This window comes from Sphingomonas sp. G-3-2-10 (assembly GCF_012927115.1).
Lineage (GTDB): Bacteria > Pseudomonadota > Alphaproteobacteria > Sphingomonadales > Sphingomonadaceae > Sphingomonas.
The window spans coordinates 1,903,457-1,925,607 of sequence record NZ_JABBFY010000001.1 but is presented as its reverse complement, the minus strand read 5'-3'; the positions used below and the strand labels follow the sequence as shown (position 1 = coordinate 1,925,607).

Genomic DNA, 22,151 nt, shown 5'->3' with positions numbered 1-22,151 from the left:
CAGGGCTTCCCGAGGAGAAGTCGCATGGCGCGTGTTGCCCGTATCGAGCGGACCGGTGGTCCCGAAGTGATCGAGATCGTCGATATCGATCTGCCGCCGCCCGGCACGGGCGAAGTGCGGATCCGGGTGACCGCGATCGGCGTGAACTTCATCGACACCTATTTCCGCTCGGGCCTGTATCCGGTCGCGATGCCCAACGGGCTGGGCAGCGAATGCGCGGGCGTGGTCGAAGCGCTGGGCGAGGGCGTCGATACGCTGGCGGTGGGCGACCGGGTGGCGACCTATGGTCCCGCGCTGGGGGCCTATGCGAGCGAACGGAACGTGGCGGCGGCGTCGCTGTTCAAGCTGCCCGACGAGGTGGACGACGAGACCGCGGCGGCAGTGCTGCTGAAGGGCTGCACCGCCGAGTTCCTCGCCGAGCGTTGCGCGAAGGTGCAGCCGGGCTGGACCGTGCTGGTCCATGCCGCGGCGGGCGGGGTGGGGCAGTTGCTGGTCGGCTGGCTGAAGGAACTGGGTGCGACCGTCATCGGGACGGTGGGCAGCGAAGCCAAGGCCGAAGCGGCGCGAGCGGCGGGCGCGAACCATGTGATCCTTCACCGGAGCGAGGACATCGCCGCACGGGTGCGCGAGATCACCGGCGGCGAAGGCGTGCCGGTGGTGTTCGACGGGGTGGGCGGATCGACCTGGGAAGCCTCGCTCGCCTCGGCTTCGCGGCGCGGGCTGATCGTGAGCTATGGCAATGCCGGCGGACCGGTGGAGGGCGTGAAGCTGGCCACGCTCAACCAGCACGGCTCGCTGTTCGTCACCCGGCCCAAGCTGTACGATTATTATGTGACGGTGCAGGAGCGCGAGGCGGGCGTGGCGCGGCTGTTCGCGATGCTGGCGAAGGGCGCGATCCGGCCCGGGATCGGGCAGCGTTACCGGCTGGAGCAGGCGGCGGAGGTGCATCGCGCGCTGGAAGCGGGCGAGACGACCGGAGCGACGGTGTTGCTGCCCTGAGGCTCAACCCGTGTGGCGCAGCGTGATCACGCCGATGCGCAGGGCCATCGTGTAGAGCAGATTGTTCTCCACCGCGACGCGGCCGGCGAAGCGGGCGATCATCGCATCGGTTTCCTGGCGGAACTGCGCCCAGTTGCCGGCGATGCATTCGCGGTTCCACTCGCCGAGATAGAGCCCCCAATCGTGGCGCAGCTCGGCGAATTCGGCGATGAAGGTTTGCGCGGCGGCCTGCCCCTCGGGCGTGCCGTTGGTGAGCATCCGCGAATAGAGAAATCCATCCTCATGCGCGAGATGGGCGGAGAGCTCGCTCGAAAGATCGCTCAGCGCGAGGATCACGCCGGGCAGATCGGGCTCGTCGTCCTTCACCAGCACAGCAAGCCGCGCGAGCGCAGCGTCGATCACGCCATGTTCGGCGATCAGTTTCTCGTAGCTTACCGGAGCCTCGTTCATGAGACTCCGGTAGCGCAGTTGCGGTTAGCCGATCGCAAGCGCGGGGTTACGCATTTACCCCTACGAGCGCCTTGACCTCCATGAACTCGGCCAGGCCGAACTTGCCATGCTCGCGGCCATTGCCCGACTGTTTGTAGCCGCCGAAGGGCAGGTCGGGATTGGGCTGGCCACCATTGACATAGACCATGCCGGCGCGGAGCCGCGGGGCGACGCGACGGACCGCCTCGGGCGATCCGAACACGACCGCCGACAGGCCGTAATCGGTGTCGTTGGCGATACGGACGGCGTCTTCCTCGCTGTCGTACGGGATGATGGTCAGCACCGGCCCGAAGATCTCCTCACGGGCGATGGTCATCTCGTTGGTGACGTTCGAAAAGAGCGTGGGCTTCACGAAATAGCCGGTCTCGACGCCATCGGGGCGGCCCGGGCCGCCGGTCTCGAGCTTCGCGCCTTCCTCCATGCCCTTGGCGATCAGGCCCTGCACCTTTTCCCACTGGGTCTTGTTGACCAGCGGGCCGATATGGCGGCCGTCCTGCGAGGGATCGCCGGTCTGGGTGGCCTTCATCACTTCGGTGGCGACGGCGATCGCTTCGTCCTGGCGGTCGCGGGGGACGAGCAGGCGGGTGGGCGAGATGCAGCTTTGCCCCGAATTCATCAGCACGCTCATCAGCGTGCCGGGGACGGCGCGGGTCATGTCGGCCCCTTCGAGGACGAGGCTGGGCGACTTGCCGCCGAGTTCCTGATGGACGCGCTTGACCGTCTCGGCGGCGTTCTTCGCGACGAGGATGCCGGCGCGGGTCGAGCCGGTGAAGCTGATCATGTCGACGCCCTTGTGCGTGCTGAGCGCGGTGCCGACGCCGGGGCCGTCGCCGTTGACGAGGTTGAACACGCCCGCGGGCACGCCGGCCGCGTCGAGCACTTCGGCGAAGATCATCGCGTTGGTCGGCGCTTCCTCGCTGGGCTTGAGGATCATGGTGCAGCCGGCGGCGAGCGCGGGCGCGACCTTCGACACGATCTGGTTGAGCGGCCAGTTCCACGGCGTGATCATCGCGACGACGCCGATCGGTTCATGGACGACCGACGAATTGCCGATGACTTCCTCGAACTGGAATTCCTTCAGCGCCCTGGCGGCCGAAGCGAGATGGCCGATGCCCGAACCGACCTGCGCGGTCTTGGCCAGGCTCATCGGCGCGCCCATTTCGAGGCTGATCGCTTCGGCCATGTCGCCGGCGCGCTTCTTATATTCTTCGAGCACGCGTTCGATCAGTGCGGCGCGTTCCTCGACGCTGGTGCGCGAGAAACTCTCGAACGCGCGGCGGGCGGCAGCGACGGCCTTGTCGACATCGGCGGCGGAACCCAGCGTGATCTCGGTGGTGGCTTCCTCGGTGGCGGGATTGATCACCGCGTGGCGGGTGCCGCCTTCGCTCTCGACCCATGCGCCATCGATATATTGCTTGAGATTATTGGCCATCAGGTCTCTCCGATTCGAACTTCCGGTATGCGGGGTTAGATGGCGACTTGCGTTGCGGGTTGCAACCGGCTGAGGTGATCGAATGAAGCGGATTGCGATCGTTTTGGCGGGGCTTGCGGCGAGCAGTTGCATGACGCCCCATATGGCGGAAACGCCTTCACTTGAGCCGTTTAGCGACGCGATCCACCATTGGCGCAACGTGCACGGATCGGACTATGCGGCGTACCGGCCGGACCAGTTGCGCGAAATCGCGGACAATGTGTTTCTGTACCAGCGCGAAAATGGCGGCTGGATCGAGAACCGCGATCCGACGCGGATCCTGAACGCGGAGGAACGCGCGGCGACCTCGGCGGAACGCGCCAAGGCATCGGCCAGCTTCGACAATCGCAACGTCTATTCGCAGGTCGCCTATCTGCTCGGCGCGCACGCCGTGCTGGGCGATGCGAAGTATCGCGATGCGGCGCTGAAGGGACTGGACTTCATCCTGTCGCAGCAGGTCGCGAGTTGCGGCGGCTGGCCGCACAGCGTGCCGCCGACCCAGAGCTATCACGACAAGATCACCATCGCCGACGAAGTGACGTCGGGCAATTTGCGGCTGTTGCGGCGGATCGCAGCGGGCAAGGGCGCATACCGGGCGGTGGATGGGGCGCGGCGTTCGCGCGCCGCCCAGGCACTGGCGCGGGGCGATGCGTGCGTGTTGCGGTTGCAGATCCGGCAGGGCGGCGTACCGACCGGATGGGCTGGGCAATATGATCCGGTGACGCTGCTGCCCGCGAAGGCGCGCGCGTTCGAACTCCCGTCGATCGTCTCGCAGGAGACGGTTGAGATGCTGCGCTACCTGATGGAGATCGAGTATCCGTCGCCCGAAGTGGTGGCGGCGATCGAGGGCGGGGTGGCGTGGCTCAGGCGCTCGCGGATCGCGGATGTGCGGCTGGAGACGGTGCCGCTGCCGGAGCCGGTGAAATACCCCTATCACACTGCGACCTTCGACCGGCGGCTGGTAGCCGATCCGGGCGGGCCGGGGATCTGGGCGCGCTTTTACGACCTTGGCGACAACAGCGTGGTGCTGGCCAACCGCGACGGCGTCCGCGTGGCGCGGTACGATCAGATCCATCCCGAGCGGCGCAGCGGCTATAGCTGGTATGGGGACTGGCCGCGCGCGTTGCTGGAGCGGGAATATCCGGCGTGGAAGGTCAGGGTGGGGCGCAAATAGTGTCGTCACCCCGGCCTTGTGCCGGGGGCTACTGTGCCGCACGCGCTGACCTGCGAGCCTCGTGCTACTCGCTCAGCCGCCCGGTGGACCCCGGAACAAGTCCGGGGTGACGGGTTGGATTTGGGCGCGCTTCGGGACTAGCGCTTCTCCGCCGCCAGTCGCGACATCAGGATCGCGGCGCGCTTGGCCTGAAGCGAGATGCTGGGGATGTCGAGCCATTCGCCTTCGGCATGGCTGTTGCCGCCCCACGGCCCCATGCCGGCGATCGTGTCGGCCAGCGCGGCGACGAAGCTGGAGTCCGCCGCACCGCGCTTGGCGGGGTCGTATTCGGGCATTTCGGGCAGGCCGAGGCTCTTGTTCACGCCGTTGAGGCGCGCGAGCAGCGCGCGGTTGCCTTCGGTCGGGGCCATCGGCGGGTAGCCGGCGTCGACGACGAACACGGCGCTGGTGCCGGGCAGGTTCTGCCCCGCGATCTCGAGCATCTTCGCGCGGGCGCGGGCGTCCTGGTCGGGCGTCAGGCTGCGCAGGTCGCCGCGAGCGATCGCGGTTTCGGGGACGATGTTGGTCTTGCCCGAACCGGTCACCGTCAGCAGCGCGGCATCGATGCTGGCGGGAGTGCCGCCGCCGATGACGCTGACATTGTAGGTCAGGTTGGGCTCGACCACTTCGCGGCGCCACGTATCGAGGATGCGCGACATTTCGTAGATCGCGCCATAGCCCAGTTCCTTGCCGAACACGGTGCTGCTGTGGCCGGTCCTGCCCTTCACCGTCAGCATCCAGTTGGACGAGCTGCGCCGGGCGACGGTGCCGAAATCCTGACCGCCTTCGCGCGCAAGGCTTTCGAACTCGAGCGCGACATCGGCCCATTCGCCCGCGTCGATCAGGTCCTTGCGCGCCACCTCGACCGGGGCGCCGATCCGCTCCTCGTCGCCGGTCAGCACGACGACGATGTCGGCATTCTTCAGCGTGCCGGCGGCCTGCATTCCGCGCAGCGCGGCGAGGATCACCGCGATGCCGCCCTTGTCGTCGACTACGCCCGGGCCGATCGCGCGATCGCCTTCGCGCTTCCAGCTCTGGAACGGCGAACTGGGTTCGAACACGGTGTCGAGATGGCCGATCAGCAGCATCCGCTTGCCGCGGCCATTGCCCTTGTGCGTTGCGACCAGATGGCCCGAACGGCCCGTGGCGGTCATGTCGGACCAGCGCACGGTGAAGCCCAGCGCTTCGAATTCGGGGACGAGCAGATCGTGCACCGCGCGAACGCCGGGTGCGTTCAGCGTGCCGCTGTTGATGACGGTCATCTTCTCCAGCACGCCGAGCGTGCGTTCGGACTCGGCGTCGATCGTGGCGACGATCTTGCTCTCGGTCTTCGAAAGCTGGGCGGAGGCGGGGACGGCGATCAGCATCGCGAGGGCGCTCAGGAGGAGGTGCTTCATGGGCGCAGGCTAGGGCGTGGGGGCGATGGGGGCAATGCCGCCTAGTTGTTTACGAGGACCCTGAAGATCTCGCCATCCAGATCGATCAGGTACAGATATCCCGAATTGTCCTTGCCGAACGAAACGAGCTGATCGATCGTACCGGCGTCGGGGGTGAAATCGAGATTGCGGCGCTCATAGCTGCCGGCCGGGAACAGGCTGCCCTGGATCAGCGAGGCAGCCGGGACCGTCCAGATATTGCCGCTCACGAAATCGCCGAAGACGTACAGGCCCGTCAGCACCGGACCCGTCGAAGCGAGGGCGTAGCCGCCGATGATCGAAGCACCCTGCGTGGGACCGGTGCCGTGCCCATATTGCGATACCGGTGCGGTTAGCCCTGCCGGTGCGGTGCCGCGATACGGCTGAGTCCCCTCGAGGAACGGCCAGCCGAAATTGAGGCCCGGCTGGTCCGGGCGGACGACATTGATCTCCTCGATCGCGCCCTGGCCGACATCGCCGATGTAGAGACGTCCATCGAGCGCGAAGGAATTGCGGAACGGGTTTCTGAGGCCCAGCGCAAAGACATAGGGGTCGCCGCCACCGCCGATATAGGGGTTGCCGGGCGCGGGGGTCACGCTGGCGATCCCCTCGCTCATGCGCAGGATCTTGCCGAGCCGCGAATTGGGATTCTGGGCATTATTGCCCGGATCGCCTGCGCCGCCGCCATCGCCTGTCGCTGCATATAGATAGCCATCGGGCCCAAACGCGATCCATCCGCCATTGTGGTTGTTGGCGCCCGGATGCGGGATGCTCAACACCACCGTGTAAGGCAGGGTGCCGAGCGTATAGAGGCGGATTTCGATCGTACCGTCAGGCGCGGTGCAATAGACATAGGCCTGACGGCTCAGCATGAAGTTTGGACGCGGCGCGATGCCGAGCAGCCCGCGCTCCCCGTCGGTGGAGAGATTGCCGATCGTCGTCTCCAGCGTCCTGGTGCCGGTCGCCGGATCCAGGAACCAGACGCCGCCACCCTTCTCGATCACGAGAAGGCGCGGATCGCCGTTGACCGGGGCGATATAGACCGGCTGAGTGAAGCCAGTGCCGACGCGGCGGACATCGACGCCTTCGCGGCTGTTGGCGACGGTTATTGCAACGTCGCGTGTGGCGCTGAGGCTGCCATCGCTGACGCGAAGCTGGACATTATATACATTGTCCGTGTCCGCATCGGCAGGCGCTTCGAAGTTGGGCGCCGGATTGAAGCTGAGCGCACCTGCTGCGGAAATGCCGAAGCGTGCGGCGTCGGCCCCACCCGATATCGTAAAGGTCAGTGAATCGCCGTTCGGGTCCGTCGCTATGGCCTGATACGCCGCAGTGGTGTTTTCCACGACGCTGGCGGTGGTGCCCGAGGTGAAACTGGGCGCGGCGTTCGCACTGGTGGGCGTCGGGGTCGGTGCAGGTGTCGAGCCGCCGCCGCCGCTGCATGCGGACGCGAGAAATAGCAGCGGGATGGCGCAGCAGTGACGCATAAGATCAGATGGCTAACCTGTTCAGCCGTCTGCAACAAATGAAAAGGCCGGGACTCAGAATCCCGACCTTTTTCAATCTCTGTATAGCCGCAGACCTATCAACGAGCAGATTGGATAGCCTTGACCGTTACAGCCCCAGCGCCTTGCGGATATCGTCCCACGCAACCAGCTTGAAGTTCTGCGCCCTGGGCGGGTTCACGCCATCCTGAGCGATGAACAGGCCGCCGGGATAATTGGGGCCGAAATCGCCGACCGCGATGTCGATCCCGTCGGTTTCCTCGGTCGCGCCGAACTTGCCCGCGCCGATGCGGAAACGGCCGGCATAGCTGTCGTCGCTCAGGCGATAGACGGCATAGGCATTGTCGCCCTGGCTGGAGACCAGCAGATAGCCGCCATTGCCGTCGCCCTCGGGGGCCAGGGTCAGGCCCTCGGTGTCCGCGACGATCTGGACGCCGTCGGCCGCCGCGATCTTCGTGCCCGCGGCCGCGCCGGTCGCGCGGGCGTCGAACTTCCACACGCCGGCATCTTCCTCGGCGACGTAGAGCGCGTGGGTGCGCTCGTCGACCACACAGCCTTCGGACTGGGTGGCGAGCTTCATCGTGCGGACGATCCGGCCCGCGGGCGCGGCGCCGCTCAGGTCGAGCTCGACCTGATTGATCGTGCCGTCCTTGATGACGTTGAACGCGGTGAGCTTGCTGCCCTCGCGATACAGGCACACGCCATAGGCTTCGCCGGTGCCGACGGGCACCTTGCCGAGCGGGGTCAGCGTGCGGGTCGCGGGATCGAGGCGGAACAGCGCAAGCTTCGGGCTCGCCTTGTCGATGCGATCGCTGGCGGCGACGATGATTCCCGCCGCGCCCATATCGCGCAGGTCGACATTGTTGACCCGGCCGGCGTCGAGGAACGACTGGACCTCGCCCGACAGGTTATAGACGTAGAGACCGGCCTTCTTGTCGGTCGCGACGATCAGGCTGGCGGCCGGATCGGCGGGATTGCGCCAGATGGCGGGATCGTCCGCGGCGTCGGCATCGGTGGTGGCGACGGCATGGGTCTCGCCGCGCGCCTGCACCGAAGCGGTGGGCGCGGAGGAGAATGCGGGGCGGACTTCCTGCGGCGCGCAGCCTGCTGCCCCGAAGGACAGCAGGCCGAGCAGGACGGCGATATTATGCCTGTGCATCAGAAGGCCATGCGGGCGATGACCTGGAATACCGGGCCGGCGCGCTCGCTCTCGACTTCATATTCGTCGAAGTTGCGGCCGGTCTGGTCGGCGGCGGTGGTAAACTTGTTGAACACTTCGTCCTTGGTGCCGTCGAGCAGGTTCGAGCCGACCGCGCGGATGGTGAAGTTCTTGCCGAAACGCTTTTCGACGAAGACTTCGAGATCGGCGCCGTAGGTGGTGTTCACTTCCTCGCCGATGGTGCGATCGTACGCGCTGCCCTGCTTGCGATAGGTGACGCCGAAGGCGCTGCCCACGGTCGGCAGGTTCTGGATGAAGCCGACGTTGAAGACATATTTCGACTGGCCGTTGAAGCGGCGCGCGCCGAACGCGTCGTCGATATCGCTTTCGAGGTACGAGAAGTTGCCGAACACGCCGGTGTTCTTCATGCCGATGAAGCGCAGGTCGGTCGAGAGATCGAACTCGACGCCATAGACGTTGCCGTTGCCGGTGTTGCGCGGCTGATAGACGAAGGTGCCGCTGCCCGCCGAACCCTGTGCGCCGGTGTTGGCCATCTCGATCAGGTCGGTGACGCTGCGGTAGAAGAAGTTCACACCCACCACGCCGGTGTTGCCGATGCGGTGCTCGTACCCCAGATCGGCGCCCCATGCGCTTTCGGGACGCAGGTTGGGGTTGCCGGCGAGGTCATTGTCGCCCAGCTCTTCTTCCAGCGTCACGTTCGTCAGATAGTCGAGGCGCGGGCGGCGCACGGTGCGGGCGCCCGACAGGGTGATGCGATCCGACGCGGTCAGCTGGATCTTGGCCGAAGCCGAAGGCAGGAAGATGCCGTAGTCGCGGTCGGCAAGGCCGGTGATCGCCACCGAGGTGTGCTCGTAGCGCACGCCGGCTTCCCACGAGACGATGCCGTTCTCACCCTCGACCAGCGCGAAAACATCGCGGCGGCCTTCCTTGACCACGTCGAAGCCGCCGGTGGGCGCGCCCAGATTGTGCGGGATGGTGAGGAGCGAGCGCGGATCCTGGCTGAACTGGTTCCACGTCGCACGCAGCGGGTTGGTGAGGTTGAAGCGCTGACGCACGGTGCGCACGTCGGTGTCGAACTTCTTGTCCTGCCAGAAGCCGCCGAGCACGAGGTTCATATCCTTGCCCAGGTCGACTTCATGATCGAGGCTGGCCGAGAATTCGTTGCTCATCACGCGCGTGTAGGTGAGATCGCTGGTGAAGCGCGGTGTGGCGCGGTTGAAGTCGATCTCGTCCTCGGTCTCGTTCTGGTTGTCCGAGAACACCGCATAGCCGAGCTTCAGCGTCGTCTCGCCGAGCGACCAGTCCTGCTTCACCTTGGCGGTGACGTTGAAATTCTCCTGATCGATGCGATTGATGTTCGCATTGTCGGTCAGCAGGCCGGGGTTCAGGCTGTTGGCGCCGGAGACCGGGCCGGGGGTGCCGGTCGGGCGGTTATATTCGAACGAGCGCTCGCTTTCGGTGCGGGTCGTCTGGACGTAGAAGCCGCCGACTTCGAGCTTGGTGCCGCCGAATTCGATGCCCCAGGTCGCGTTGAAGGCATAGTCCATGCCGTCGCGGGTGTCGCTCTGGTCTTCGCGGTCGACGAAGTTCGCCGTCGCGTAGTTCGAGTTGTTCTCGGGCGAGTCGCTGTAGCGCAGGCTCGTCTTCTGCTTGGGATTGTAGCGGCCCTGGATGTTGCCGCCGAGCAGCAGGCGGCCGCCGGCGAACTCGCCGCCATAGACCAGGCCGACGCTGGGCTTCAGTTCGCCATCGTCGAAGCGCAGACCGCCGAGGCGGACATAGCCGCCGTCGAGCTGGAAGCCGTCACGCAGGACGATGTTGAGCGTGCCCGCCATCGCATCGCCGGTGCGGCGCGCGGAGTTGGAGCGGACGATCTCGACGCGGCTGATCAGTTCGGCGGGGATGCGATCGAGGAAGAAGCTGCGATCGGCCTGCGAACCCGGAACGCGATCGCCGTTGATCAGGATCTGGGTATAGCCCGGATCCATGCCGCGCAGGCGGGCGCCGTCGCTCTCGATCACGTCCGAAAGGAAAGTGACCGAAGGTACGCGCTTGAGGGCGTCGCCTGCGGTCAGCGGTTCGAAGCGCTGGAAATAGTCGGTGTCATAGACAAGCGTCGGGACAGTCGTGTCCGAACGGTTGCGGAAGCCGATGCCGCCCTGGACGACGATGTCGCTGGAGGTCTGGATATCCTGATCGCCTTCGTCGGCGGCAGGCTGGTCGACCGGCGCCGGCTGCGCGGCGGCGGTGGTGGCAAGGCCCAGCGCGAGGCTGCCGATGCCGGCGGTGAGGAGAAGCTTCAAAGTCGTGGTCATAACGCCCCCGTTTCGTGGTTGAGGGGGCCTCTAGGAGCGGTTCCTGACAGTTGGATGCGAGTTCGATGACGTTATCGCGACACGAATATTACAGTTTTGCAGTGCGGCAAAAGTGTCGCGCCTTCACTGGGGCGATGCCTCTTCTTCCGGCGCCTGCGGATCGCTGTAAGCCTGCGCGAAACTGGCCTGGATGAAGCTGGAAATATCCATCGCCTGGCTGGAAACCAGGGCGGCTTCGCGTTCGACGGCGCTGGTGAAATCGTCGCCGGGTTCGATCGTGTCGGGCGATTCGGGGCCGGCGTCCGGTTCGGCGGCGGGCTCGGGCTGGGGATCGTCTTCGGTCATCATCGTCTCCACCGATCGTGTGAGGGACCATTTCATGCGGCAGCGGCCGGAGCGGGGCGGAACGCATGGAGCGAGATCGTGCCCGCCGCATCCACGGCGATCTGCGCGTCGCCGGTGTCAGATGTGATGTCGAACAGCGCCGATGCGCCATCCTGACCCAAGCGGCCGCTCCCGATATCGCCATTGCCGATGACGGCCTGGGCCTGCGCCATATAGGCGGCGATCAGCGCCGGGTCGTCCGCGCCGGGCTGCGCGCCGAAACCGGTGCTGGCGGCGATCTGCGCGGCGGCGAGAGACAGACGGGCGAAGCCGATCTGGCGGCCGCTCGCGTGCCATCCGCGGATCGCGGCGGTGATTTCCGCAGCCGGCTTGATGCCGCCGACGCTGGGACAATCGAGCGTGCCGAACAAATGCGGCAGGAGCCCGAGCAGCGCAGTGGCCAGCGCCTCGCCGGTCAGCGAAGGGGCGGCGGCACGGAGCGCGATGAAGGCGCGGAAATAGTCGGCGAATTCGAGCGGGGTCTTGGCCCATGAAAGCGCGAAGGCGCCGGCGTCCTTTGCCTCTGCTTCGCCGCCTGCCTCGTTTTCGAGCGCGACAAGCTCGATCCGGTCGGCCAGGGACAAGGCCTGGAAGAGCGGGGCATCCGCCACGCCGAGGCTGGCGAGCCAGGCATCGGCCGCTGCCAGATCGGCGGCGGTCGCGAGCTGCTGTGTGGCGAGCAGGGTCCGCAACTCGGCTTCGGGAGCATCGGCACCGCCTTCGGCAGCGGTAAGCAGGCTCAGATCGCTCGCGCTCAGCATGAACAGCCGCGCGGGGCTGGCAAGCAGGCCGAGTCCGGGCAGCAGCGTCAGCAGCGCGCCATGAAGCCCCTGCTGGACGCCGGTGAGCAGTGCAAGCTCGTCGGGAAAGGCATAGGGTGCGGGCGTGCTGACGGCATAGGCCAGCCATTCATTCCCGCCATCGATGAACCCCAGAACGAGTTGCGCCGTGGCGGACAAGTCCGCGGCGCCGGTCGTCTGCTTTCCGGCAATGGTGATCGTCATCCTGCTTCTCCTCGCGAGCCGGTCAGCCGGACGGGAATGCCTTGAGCGACTTTTCGGCGGCGGCGCAGATGGTGGCGTAATCCGCGGCAGCCTGGGTCACGATGGCCTGAGCATGGCGGAGCGCCTCGGCCGCGCCGGGTTCGCCGGCCAGCAATTGCGCCATCGCCGTGCCGACCGCAGTGGTGGCGATGCTCGACATGTTCCGCAGCATGTCGGTGGCGTCCTGCACCGCGAGCGCATTGGCCTGCGCGACCGCTTGATAGGCTTTGCCCGCGCCGCTGGTCAGCACCACCTGCGGGGCCATCGTGGCGAGCTGGGTCTGGTTGATCGTGTCGATGATCTGCGGATTGACCGTGGTGGGATCGGGCATCACGCGTCCTTCGCGGGCTGTTTCGCAGCCTTGGCCGGCGCGGACTTCGCGGCGGATTTCGTACGAGATTTCGCCGGGGCCTTCGCTGCGGGGCTCGCGTCCCGCGCGATGGTGGCCAGTGCGCTGACTGCTTCGGCCGCAGCCGGCGAGTCCGTCACGGCCTGCGCCTTGAGGATCGCGATCGCCGCTTCGGCCGCTGCCAGCGCACCACCGACGATGGTTGCGGACGGCTGGGGGATCGGTTCGATGCCGGGGATCGGCGGCAGGTGCGGAAGCGGATAGGCCGACGCAACCGCCGCGACCCGGGCGCAGGCCGCGGTGACCGCCGCCGACGCGATCGTCGCCGCCTGTTGCTGGCGATGGACCATGTCCTGCATCGCGGTGGCAAGCGTCTGGGTCAGCGCGAGATCGAGCATCGCGAACGATCCCGACGGCGCCTGAGCGGTCAGCAGGGTATTCAGGGTGGCGACCGCGTCGGTCGTCATGCTGTTGACGGTGCCCTCAGGCATGGTGTGCTCCTTCACATGCAGCGGGAAGCCGGCGGCCGAAGCCGCCGGACCCTGCGTCGACGAAGATCCGGACGGCGTCAGCTTTTCAGGGCGTCCGCCGAGCCGGAGGCGTCGACTGCGGTGTCGAGCGAATAGAGCGTGGTGACGCCCAGCGTCGTCGCGGCCTGCGTGATGACGTTGAGCTGCTGCTGGTTGCTGACCGCGTTCTGTGCGGCGATGGACAGCGCCTGTGCAGTCGCCTGATAGAGATTGCCCAGCGCGATCGCGGGGGCTTCGCCTAGCACCTTGGTATTGGCCTGACTGACGGCGTCGGTGATCTGGCTGTTTACTGCGGTAGGAAATGCCATGAGAGCCTCCTGTTCCTGAAACGGGCGTACGCTTCTCAGCGCTTGAGAAGGTCCGCGGCGTCGACCACGTCGACGGCGCCGATCAGCGAGTAGAGCGTCGAGACGCCGACCGTGGTCGCGGCCTGGGCGATGACGTAATTCTGCTGCTGGGCATTGGCGGCGTTGAGCGCGGCGTTGCTGAGCGCCTGCGACGTCGCCTGATAGAGATTGGCCAGGGCGAGCGCGGGCGCGCTGCCGGTGACCATCACGTTGGACTGGGTCACGCTGTCGGTGATCTGGTCGTTCACGGCTGTCGGAAATGCCATTCTATCCTCCCCAATGTATCGATTTCGCATTGGCAAAAAGGGCGGGCGGCCTCGGGCCACGACCGCAGTAATGCGGCAATGCAAAACCGGTGAAATATGGAAACCAGCTACGCTATTCTCGATAAATCAAGAACGCGACGAGAAGTATAGTTGGGCCGCTTATTTGCAAGATGGATTCAGGTTTGAGGCCATTATGGACCAGATAGTTTGGTTTTCGCCGAATGAACCTTGAGGACCTGTGTCGCGGACGGTGTCCGGGCAAAAGAAAAAGGGCGCCCGGATCGCTCCGGACGCCCCGTTCGGTTTCGGTGAGCCGGTGGCTCAGCCCGAATAGTACATGTCGTATTCGACCGGGCTCGGGGTCATCTCCCAGCGGGCGACGTCCTGATACTTGATCTCGATATAGCTCTCGATCTGGTCCTTGGTGAACACGTCGCCCTTGAGCAGGAAGTCCATGTCCTTCTCGAGCGATTCGAGAGCTTCGCGGAGCGAGGCGCAGACGGTGGGGACTTCGGCCAGCTCGGCCGGCGGCAGGTCGTACAGGTTCTTGTCCATCGGCTCGCCTGGATGGATGCGGTTCTGGATGCCGTCGAGGCCGGCCATCAGCAGCGCTGCATAGCAGAGATACGGATTGGCCAGCGCGTCCGGGAAACGGAACTCGACGCGCTTCGCCTTGGTGCCCGCGCCGTACGGAATGCGGCACGATGCCGAGCGGTTGCGCGCCGAATAGGCGAGCAGCACCGGCGCTTCGTAACCCGGGACCAGACGCTTGTAGCTGTTGGTCGACGGATTGGTGAAGGCGTTGAGCGCCTTGGCGTGCTTGATGACGCCGCCGATGAAGTAGAGGCACATGTCCGACAGGCCGGCATAGCCGTTGCCGGCGAAGAGCGGCGAACCCTTGTCCCAGATCGAGATGTGGGTGTGCATGCCCGAGCCGTTATCTTCCTTGATCGGCTTCGGCATGAAGGTCGCGGTCTTGCCATAGGCCTGTGCGACCTGATGCACGACATATTTGTAGATCTGCATGCGGTCGGCGGTCTGCACCAGCGTGCCGAAGGTCAGGCCCAGCTCGTGCTGCGCGGCGGCGACTTCGTGATGGTGCTTGTCGCAGGGCAGGCCCATTTCGAGCATGGTCGAGACCATCTCGCCGCGGATGTCGACGGCCGAGTCGACCGGCGCGACGGGGAAATAACCGCCCTTGGCGCGCGGACGATGGCCGAGGTTGCCGCCTTCATATTCCTTGCCGGTGTTGCCCGGCAGTTCGATGTCGTCGATCGCGTAATAGCTGGTCGAATAGCTGTTCTCGAAGCGGACGTCGTCGAACATGAAGAATTCGGCTTCGGGGCCGACATAGACGGTGTCGCCGATGCCGAGCGACTGGAGATAGGCTTCCGAGCGCTTTGCGGTCGAGCGCGGGTCGCGCGAATAGAGTTCGCCGGTCGAGGGCTCGACGATGTCGCACACCAGGATCAGCATCGGGGTGGCCGAGAACGGATCGATCCACACCGCGTCCAGATCCGGCTTCAGGATCATGTCGGACTCGTTGATCGCCTTCCAACCCTCGATCGACGAACCGTCGAACATCAGGCCGTCGGTGAGCTCATCCTCGCCCATCACCTTCGACACCATCGTGAGGTGCTGCCACTTGCCCTTGGGATCGGTGAAACGCAGATCGACCCACTCGATCTCGTTGTCCTTGATCATCTTGAGAATGTCGCTGGCCGAATTCGCCATTGGGAACCCCTTTCGCTCTCTTTCGTGAACCCGACGAATCGGGCAATAAAATTACGTTTGCGGCGCTACATCGTCGGGATGTTGCGCTGCGTCAATTGGATCAGATGGCGTTCTCGTTGCGCTCGCCGGTGCGGATGCGCAGGGCGGTTTCGACAGGCATGACGAAGATCTTGCCGTCGCCGATCCGGCCGGTCTGCGCGGCGGCGGCAACCGCCTCGACCACGCGTTCGGCAAGGGCGTCTTCGACCACCACTTCGAGCTTCACCTTGGGCAGGAAGTCGACGACATATTCGGCGCCGCGATAGAGTTCGGTATGGCCCTTCTGCCGGCCGAAGCCCTTCGCTTCGGTCACGGTGATCCCCGAAACGCCGACTTCGTGCAGCGCTTCCTTCACTTCATCGAGCTTGAACGGCTTGATGATCGCTTCGATCTTTTTCACGCCTGTTATCCTTCATGCGTTTCGGTGAGGATTCGCCTCATCTCCTGCCGCGCGTTTTGCATCAAGCGTGCCAATGCGGGTTTTACGGAAAAGCGTGGGTTGCGCGGGCTGCAATCGTTAAGAACTGCTTACTTATTGGGCAGTTGGTGGCAGTGTGCCCGATCGGGGGGCACGCCGCGCGCGAATCCGGCGCGCCGACGCCCGGCATATTTCAATCACGGACGGGGGAACGTGAATGCTTTCGATCAAGGACGGGGCGATCATGCTGGCGCTCGGCGGCGCGCCGCTCAAATTCGAGCCGGGGGACATCCTGGTCGGCGTCGTGCTGCCGCTGATCTTCTTCTGGGGGCAGGCGCGCGTGGCGCGGCGAACCGCGACCATCGAGTTGCTCAAGGATTTCCAGAGTTCCGACTTCTCGCAGGCACGCGGCGACGCGATGGATTTCATCCGGGCCCAGTTGCCCGACGAGAATGCAGCGCTGGATTCCAGTCCGAATCTGCCGCCGGAGATCAAGCAGGCGCGCCGGTCGGTCCATAGCGTGGCGCGCTTCTTCCTGCGGCTGAACGCGCTGCAAAGCGCCTGCCTGATCGATAATTTCAAGGCGTGGCAATTGTTCGGGCCGCACTTCGCCTATTGGTGGGGCTACACCTTCGAACATCAGAGCGTGGGACGCCGGGACTGGTCGTCGAAGAAGGAGATCGAGAAGCTTCACGACTGGTTCCTGCTCCGGCGCTGGCGCTGGTTCGGCCGCCGGAAACAATGGGACGAATGGCTGGAAGCCGGAAAGGCGCAGCGCCTCAAGGACGAGCGGGACTATGGCCAACGGCCCACCGCGGCGGTGGAATTGAACACCGATTAGCCTGAGCCCCGGTTCCGGTTGACCGGCCCGCACTCCGACGCTAACGCAGCTAATGCGAGTCACTCGCAATAATGCGAAGCCGGAGGCGTAACATGTATCGGTTCCTCGATCGGACCATCCTCGAACTCGCGCCCGGCGAGCAGATGATTGCATGGTCGATGCGCAGCTGGGTGGCGGCGATGGGGATGCAGCGTTGCCCCTGCGCGGCGCTGGGGCCGTCGTTCCAGCGCTGGCGGGTGCCCGAGCTGCTGCCCGATTTCAACATGGCGATGTTCCTGCTCAACAGCGAAGGCGAGGGGCCGTTGCGCTTCGGCTCGCCCGGTTGCGCGCGGATCCATGACGACGAGGCGATGCTGCTCGCCTTGTTCCACGCCGCCGCCGACAATGATTATCGCCTCGTCCAGCGCATGGCTTCGCAGATCGTGAAGCCCGATGCGCTTTCACCCTTCATCGTCGCGGTCGGCCAGTCGTCCGACGTGCTTCGCCGTACGCCCGTTCCGCGCGCGCCCAACTGAGAAGAGACAAATGACCCTCCACACGCGGCCGCCGGTGCTGCTTCCCGAACATGCGAGCTTCTTCACCAGCGGAGTGCGCTGGGTGAAGCATTGGAACGAGCATCTGTTCAGCTTCGCGATCGAGCGCCCCGCCAGTTTTCGCTTCCGCTCGGGCGAGTTCGTGATGATCGGGCTGATGGGCGACACCGGCAAGCCGTTGATGCGGGCCTATTCGATCGCAAGCCCGGCCTGGTCGGACGAGCTGGAATTCCTGTCGATCAAGGTGCCGGACGGTCCGCTCACGTCGAAGCTGCAGACGATCCGCGCGGACGACCAACTCTATCTGGGACGCAAGCCGACCGGCACTCTGGTGTCCGACGCGCTGCTGCCGGGCAAGCGGCTGTTCCTGCTGGGCACGGGCACGGGGCTGGCGCCTTTCCTGAGCGTGGCGCGCGATCCCGAAATCTATGACCGCTTCGCGCAGGTGGTGATGGTGCACAGCGTGCGCCGGGTGAGCGACCTGGCCTATGCCGACGAACTGACGGCGCAGCTGGCCAGCGATCCGCTGGTGCAGGAGCAGGCGCTGCTCCAGTTCCACTATGTCCCGACGGTCACGCGCGAGCCGTTCCGCACCTCGGGCCGGATCCAGGCGCTGGCGGAGGACGGGACGCTGTTCCGCTCGCCGGTGCTGGGTCCCGAGGATTTCGACGCCGAGCATGACCGGATCATGCTGTGCGGATCGATGGACATGATCCGCGACTTCGCCGCGCTGCTGGAAGGCAAGGGGTTCGTCGAGGGATCGAACGCCGCGCCCGGTCACTTCGTGATCGAGCGGGCCTTCGTCGGATAGCTCAGTAAGGGGGCTGGTGCAGGCCCTTGGGGCTGGCGGTGAAGATTTCGCAGCCATCTTCGGTAATGCCGATCGAATGTTCGAACTGCGCCGAGAGCGAGCGGTCCCGGGTGACCGCGGTCCAGCCGTCGTCGAGCAGCTTCACGTCGGGGCGGCCGATATTGATCATCGGCTCGATCGTGAAGAACATGCCGGGCTTGAGCATCGGGCCGGTCTTGGGGCGGCCGACATGGACGACTTCGGGCGCGTCGTGGAACACCTGGCCGAGGCCATGCCCGCAGAAATCGCGGACCACGCCGTAACGGTGCTTTTCGGCATGGACCTGGATCGCATGGCTGATGTCGCCGAGATAATTTCCGGGCCTGGCCTGCTCGATGCCCAGCATCAGGCATTCATAGGTCACGTCGACCAGACGGCGGGCCTTCAGGCCGACATCGCCGACCAGGAACATACGGCTGGTGTCGCCGTGCCAGCCGCCCAGCATCGGCGTCACGTCGATATTGACGATGTCGCCATCCTTCAGCGTGCGGTCCGACGGGATGCCGTGGCACACGACATGGTTGATCGAGATGCAGCAGCTATGGGTGTAGCCGCGATAGCCGAGCGTCGCGGGCACGCCGCCGGCGTCGAGCGTCATGCGGCGGACGATGTCGTCGATTTCGGCGGTCGTCACACCCGGCACGACGTGCGGCGGCAGCGCGTCGAGGATGGTCGCTGCAAGCTGGCCCGCGGCACGCATTCCCGCAAACCCCTCGGGTCCGTGGAGCTTGATCGCGCCCGTGCGGGCGGTGGGGGTGTCGGCGGTGACGCTTACATACTCGGTCATGGGCGGCGATATAGTCGTTTGCGCCACGGTTTGCGAGTGAGTACGGCCCCATTATGGTTGAGAGGATTTGGACAGCTGCGCTGGTGGTGATCGGGGACGAGATCCTTTCCGGCCGGACGCAGGACAAGAACATCGCGCAACTCGCCACCTGGCTGAACGCGCAGGGCATCCGGCTGGCCGAGGTGCGAGTCGTGGCCGATGTGCAGGCGTCGATCGTCGAGGCGGTGAACCAGCTGCGCGCGCGCAACGACTATCTGTTCACCACCGGCGGCATCGGGCCGACGCATGACGACATCACCGTCGATGCGATCGCCGCGGCGCTGGGCGTCGGCGTGGTGATCCATCCCCGGGCGCGCGCGGCGCTGGAAGCCTATTATGAGACGCGCGGCGGGCTGACCGAGGCGCGGCTGCGCATGGCGCGGGTGCCCGAAGGGGCGGACCTGATCCCCAACCGCATGTCCGGCGCACCGGGCATCCGCGTGGGCGACACTCTGTTCGTGCTGGCGGGCGTGCCGCATATCGCCGCGCAGATGCTCGATGCGCTGACGGGCGAGCTGAAGGGCGGCAAGCCCCTGGTGTCGCACACGGTGGGGTGCTGGGTGCCCGAGAGCGAGATCGCCGACCTGCTCAGCGCCGTCGAGCGCGCGCATGATGGCGTGACGATCGGCAGCTATCCCTTTTTCCGCGAAGGGCGCGTGGGGGCGAATTTCGTGATCCGCGCGACCGATCAGGCGGTCGTCGATGCCTGCGCGGTTGCGCTGATCGCCGGGCTGGGCGACGCCGGCCGCGAAGCGGTGGACGGCGGGATCTGAGGCCGCTTCCCCTCTCCTCCGAAGAGGAGAGGGTGCGCGACGATCAGAATTTGGTGCCGACGCGGATGCCGTAGGTCTGCGGGCGGATATAGATCGCATAGGGCCGCTGCGAGCAGCTGCCACAGGCCTGGAGGCGCGAGATCTGGCCGCGTTCGTCGAAGATGTTCGACAGGAACATCTCGACCGAGAAGTTATTATATTTCGCGCCGAGCGACAGGTCGCCGGTGGCATAGCCGGGGATGCGGCCGAGCAGGGCGGCAGGGTTCACGATATTGCCGGTGCCCGCCTGGACCACGGCGGTGCGGATATCCGACGAGGCGCCGCCCTGGAACGCAGCGACGCCCTGAACGAAGGCATCGAGCCCGCTGAAGTTGAAGTCGTACCGCATGGTCACGTTGCCCTTGTACCGGGGCGTGATCGGCAGGCGGGTTCCGGCCGGTGCGGCGATGAAGTTGCCGCCGCCGACGCAGCTATAGGTAGGATCGTCGGCCGCGCAGAGGTTCTGCGTGGTGCGGGCATCGGTATAGGCGCCCGCCGCGGTGAGGGTGAAGCCGTTCGCGGCGTAGGTCAGGTCGAGCTCGATGCCGCGGATGCGCGCGTTCGGGCCGTTATGGATTTCGGTAAAGCTGTTCTGGCCGAGGAACGAGAACTGGAACTTGTTCCATTCCTGCTGATAGACCGCGCCGTTGAAGCGGACGCCCGATCCCAGCGTGGCCTTCCAGCCCATTTCATAGTTGGTGAGGAAGTCGGCCTCATAGGGCGCGATGGTAGCGCGGCGATTGATGCCGCCCGGGCGATAGCCCTTCGACCAGGTGGCATAGACCATCACGTCTTCGCTGGGCTTCCAGCTGACGTTCAGCTTGTAGAGGAAGCCATCGCCTTCGGTGGACTTGGGGACGAGGCCGCCATTCACGAAGGTGGCCAGATTGGTGCAGGGGCTGCCGGGCACCGCGGCCGGGAGCAGCGTGCCGCCGGGATTGTCGCGCAGCTGCGCGCCGGTGGAGGTGTAGCAGCCGGCGACGCCGGTGCGCGAGCTGCCCGCGCCGTTATACGGCGGGCCCGCGGGGTTCCGGCCGAAGCCGAAGAAACCGATCAGCGAGTTGTCGTACTTGTAGAAACGGCCGCCCGCGGTGACCGTAAGGGTCGGCGCGATGTCGAAGCTCGCCTCGCCGAACGCGGCATAATCCTTGTCCACCCGCTTCTGCTCGGTCAGCCACAGCGTGCCCGGGAAGCCATTGACCGACAGCGCCGGGGCGAGACCCTGGACGATATAGTCCTGATGGATCTCGTTGCTCTGGCGCTGGTAGAACAGGCCGGCGACGACGCGGAACGGCGAATCCTGCGGCGAGGCGACGCGGACTTCGTGGCTCATCTTGCGGAAGTGATCGGTGCCCACGACACGCTGGCGCGGATCGATCGTCGCGCCGACCGAATTCTGCAGGTAGAAATAGCCCGCAAGGCCGCCGACCGACGAATAAAGCGAGTCATAGGCCTCGGAATAGTCGGTATAGTCGCTCGAGCTCTCGGTCTGGCGATCGAGATAGGCGCCCGCATAGGTGACGTCCCAATTGCCGATCCGCCCCTCGATGGTCATCGCCGCCTGGATGAAGCGATCGTCGCGATATTCGTCGAAGAAATGCTGGACCTGGAGATCGTCAAGCTTCGGATCGGCGCCGAAAAAGCCCTTCGACTTGGATTCCTGATAGAGAACCGTCGGCGTGACGGTCCAGTTCTCGTCGAGATCGACCTTCAGCGCGGCGCGGCCGCCATAGGTGTCGACCGTGTTGTAATCTTCTTTGACGAAGGCGTTGTTGTTGACGACGATCCCGCCCGGGATGGGGAGGAAGCGGCGCGTGCTGGCGACATTGTCGATATAGCCCGCATCGCGCTGGTAGAAGCCGACGACGCGCAGCGCCATCGACGCGTTGATCGGCGCATTGACCATGCCTTCGAGCCGGCCGCCGATGCCGCCCTTGGCGACCGAGTTCACTTCGCCATCGACGCGGCCGTAGAAATGGCTGGTTTCGGGCTTGTTGGTGATGATGCGGATCGTGCCGGCCTGCGACGAGGCGCCGTAGAGCGTGCCCTGCGGACCCGCGAGGCTTTCGATACGGGCGACGTCATAGACATGGACGTCGAGCGTGCCGCCGATCGTGGTGACCGGCTGTTCGTCGAGATAGACGCCGACCGAGGGAAGCGAACCCGAATGGTTGCCGTCGCCGCCCGATGCGACGCCGCGCATATAGACGGTGGTGATGCCCGGCTGCGACGTCTGGAACGACAGCGAGGGGAGGAGCTGCGAATAATCCTCGAAATTGGTGACGCCCAGATTTTCGAGGCGCGCGGGGGTGAGCGCCGTGATGCTGATCGGCACGTCCTGCAGATTCTGTTCGCGCTTCTGCGCGGTGACGACAATCTCTTCGTTGCCGTTCTCCTGCGCAGGAGCGTCCTGGGCATAGGCCGGCGCGGCGAGCGCAGCGGACGTAAGCAGGGCGATGAGGGTGGCGCGGCGCTTGTTGACGAACATGGGTCAATCTCCGGCAGAGGATGTCGCTGGCCGGAGAGTGTCACACCCGTAACAACCGTCAATATTGTACGATCGTGCAAATGTCTTTCGCAGGTGCAGCGTGA

At 65.4% G+C, this 22,151-nt stretch carries 22 protein-coding genes; 6 read left to right on the top strand and 16 right to left on the bottom strand.

Going from position 1 to position 22,151, the window contains the following annotated elements; genetic code table 11:
* Window positions 1–24 precede the first annotated feature (24 nt).
* Entirely contained in the window at window positions 25–999 is a 975-nt protein-coding gene (locus HHL13_RS09470) for a quinone oxidoreductase (RefSeq protein ID WP_169555430.1), read from the top strand.
* Between the two features lie 3 nt (window positions 1,000–1,002).
* Here HHL13_RS09470 and HHL13_RS09465 read toward each other — a convergent pair whose 3' ends face one another.
* Window positions 1,003–1,449 carry a hemerythrin domain-containing protein gene (locus HHL13_RS09465; RefSeq protein ID WP_169555429.1) on the bottom strand — a complete coding sequence of 149 codons (447 nt, stop codon included), beginning with the start codon at window positions 1,447–1,449 and terminating at the stop codon, window positions 1,003–1,005.
* Window positions 1,450–1,495: 46 nt separating this feature from the next.
* Entirely contained in the window at window positions 1,496–2,920 is a 1,425-nt protein-coding gene (locus HHL13_RS09460) for an aldehyde dehydrogenase family protein (protein ID WP_169555428.1), read from the bottom strand.
* 82 nt (window positions 2,921–3,002) lie between these two features.
* On the opposite strand from HHL13_RS09460, the gene pelA reads away from it, so the two are divergent.
* The gene (pelA, locus tag HHL13_RS09455) at window positions 3,003–4,133 is read left to right on the top strand and encodes a pectate lyase (RefSeq protein ID WP_169555427.1); all 1,131 of its coding nucleotides are present in this window, start codon (window positions 3,003–3,005) and stop codon (window positions 4,131–4,133) included.
* A 137-nt stretch (window positions 4,134–4,270) separates the two neighbouring features.
* Here the strand turns inward: pelA and HHL13_RS09450 are convergent, their stop codons facing one another.
* The 12 genes from HHL13_RS09450 to HHL13_RS09395 all read right to left on the bottom strand — a co-directional run bounded on the left by HHL13_RS09450 (window position 4,271) and on the right by HHL13_RS09395 (window position 15,679).
* A complete protein-coding gene (locus HHL13_RS09450; RefSeq protein WP_169555426.1) occupies window positions 4,271–5,569 on the bottom strand; it encodes a M20/M25/M40 family metallo-hydrolase in 1,299 nt (432 codons plus the stop codon).
* A gap of 41 nt (window positions 5,570–5,610) precedes the next feature.
* Complete coding sequence (locus HHL13_RS09445) at window positions 5,611–7,074, bottom strand: PQQ-dependent sugar dehydrogenase (protein WP_169555425.1); 1,464 nt, start codon at window positions 7,072–7,074, stop codon at window positions 5,611–5,613.
* 127 nt (window positions 7,075–7,201) lie between these two features.
* Window positions 7,202–8,251: a phytase gene (locus HHL13_RS09440; RefSeq protein ID WP_169555424.1), complete on the bottom strand. Its 1,050-nt coding sequence runs from the start codon at window positions 8,249–8,251 to the stop codon at window positions 7,202–7,204.
* Complete coding sequence (locus HHL13_RS09435) at window positions 8,251–10,587, bottom strand: TonB-dependent receptor (protein WP_169555423.1); 2,337 nt, start codon at window positions 10,585–10,587, stop codon at window positions 8,251–8,253. The genes HHL13_RS09440 and HHL13_RS09435 overlap by 1 nt, the downstream gene beginning before the upstream one ends.
* 123 nt (window positions 10,588–10,710) lie before the next feature.
* The gene (locus HHL13_RS09430; RefSeq protein ID WP_169555422.1) at window positions 10,711–10,968 is read right to left on the bottom strand and encodes a hypothetical protein; all 258 of its coding nucleotides are present in this window, start codon (window positions 10,966–10,968) and stop codon (window positions 10,711–10,713) included.
* Window positions 10,965–11,975, bottom strand: a complete 1,011-nt coding sequence (locus HHL13_RS09425; RefSeq protein WP_169555421.1) for a hypothetical protein — start codon at window positions 11,973–11,975, stop codon at window positions 10,965–10,967. The genes HHL13_RS09430 and HHL13_RS09425 overlap by 4 nt, the downstream gene beginning before the upstream one ends.
* Before the next feature lie 22 nt (window positions 11,976–11,997).
* On the bottom strand, window positions 11,998–12,345 hold the full coding sequence (locus HHL13_RS09420; protein ID WP_169555420.1) for a hypothetical protein: 348 nt from the start codon (window positions 12,343–12,345) through the stop codon (window positions 11,998–12,000).
* The gene (locus HHL13_RS09415) at window positions 12,345–12,854 is read right to left on the bottom strand and encodes a RebB family R body protein (RefSeq protein WP_169555419.1); all 510 of its coding nucleotides are present in this window, start codon (window positions 12,852–12,854) and stop codon (window positions 12,345–12,347) included. Before HHL13_RS09415 ends, HHL13_RS09420 begins: the two co-directional genes overlap by 1 nt.
* 77 nt (window positions 12,855–12,931) lie before the next feature.
* Window positions 12,932–13,201, bottom strand: a complete 270-nt coding sequence (locus tag HHL13_RS09410) for a RebB family R body protein (RefSeq protein WP_169555418.1) — start codon at window positions 13,199–13,201, stop codon at window positions 12,932–12,934.
* A gap of 35 nt (window positions 13,202–13,236) precedes the next feature.
* On the bottom strand, window positions 13,237–13,506 hold the full coding sequence (locus HHL13_RS09405) for a RebB family R body protein (protein WP_169555417.1): 270 nt from the start codon (window positions 13,504–13,506) through the stop codon (window positions 13,237–13,239).
* A gap of 321 nt (window positions 13,507–13,827) precedes the next feature.
* Complete coding sequence (glnA, locus tag HHL13_RS09400) at window positions 13,828–15,240, bottom strand: type I glutamate--ammonia ligase (RefSeq protein ID WP_169555416.1); 1,413 nt, start codon at window positions 15,238–15,240, stop codon at window positions 13,828–13,830.
* Between the two features lie 100 nt (window positions 15,241–15,340).
* Window positions 15,341–15,679, bottom strand: a complete 339-nt coding sequence (locus HHL13_RS09395) for a P-II family nitrogen regulator (RefSeq protein ID WP_169555415.1) — start codon at window positions 15,677–15,679, stop codon at window positions 15,341–15,343.
* Window positions 15,680–15,914: 235 nt separating this feature from the next.
* Between HHL13_RS09395 and HHL13_RS09390 the strand changes: the two genes are divergently transcribed.
* The 3 genes from HHL13_RS09390 (at window position 15,915) to HHL13_RS09380 (ending at window position 17,882) form a co-directional block, all read left to right on the top strand.
* On the top strand, window positions 15,915–16,538 hold the full coding sequence (locus HHL13_RS09390) for a hypothetical protein (RefSeq protein ID WP_169555414.1): 624 nt from the start codon (window positions 15,915–15,917) through the stop codon (window positions 16,536–16,538).
* A gap of 92 nt (window positions 16,539–16,630) precedes the next feature.
* The gene (locus tag HHL13_RS09385; RefSeq protein WP_169555413.1) at window positions 16,631–17,053 is read left to right on the top strand and encodes a hypothetical protein; all 423 of its coding nucleotides are present in this window, start codon (window positions 16,631–16,633) and stop codon (window positions 17,051–17,053) included.
* A gap of 10 nt (window positions 17,054–17,063) precedes the next feature.
* On the top strand, window positions 17,064–17,882 hold the full coding sequence (locus HHL13_RS09380; protein WP_169555412.1) for a ferredoxin--NADP reductase: 819 nt from the start codon (window positions 17,064–17,066) through the stop codon (window positions 17,880–17,882).
* 1 nt (window position 17,883) lies between these two features.
* On the opposite strand, the gene map is transcribed toward HHL13_RS09380, so the two are convergent.
* Window positions 17,884–18,708 (bottom strand): type I methionyl aminopeptidase, encoded by an 825-nt coding sequence (gene map / locus HHL13_RS09375; RefSeq protein ID WP_169555411.1) that lies wholly within the window; start codon window positions 18,706–18,708, stop codon window positions 17,884–17,886.
* A gap of 53 nt (window positions 18,709–18,761) precedes the next feature.
* Between map and HHL13_RS09370 the strand changes: the two genes are divergently transcribed.
* Window positions 18,762–19,520, top strand: coding sequence for a molybdopterin-binding protein (locus HHL13_RS09370; RefSeq protein ID WP_169555410.1), 759 nt, complete (start codon window positions 18,762–18,764; stop codon window positions 19,518–19,520).
* Window positions 19,521–19,563: 43 nt separating this feature from the next.
* Here HHL13_RS09370 and HHL13_RS09365 read toward each other — a convergent pair whose 3' ends face one another.
* Window positions 19,564–22,047 carry a TonB-dependent receptor gene (locus HHL13_RS09365; RefSeq protein WP_169555409.1) on the bottom strand — a complete coding sequence of 828 codons (2,484 nt, stop codon included), beginning with the start codon at window positions 22,045–22,047 and terminating at the stop codon, window positions 19,564–19,566.
* Window positions 22,048–22,151 lie beyond the last annotated feature (104 nt).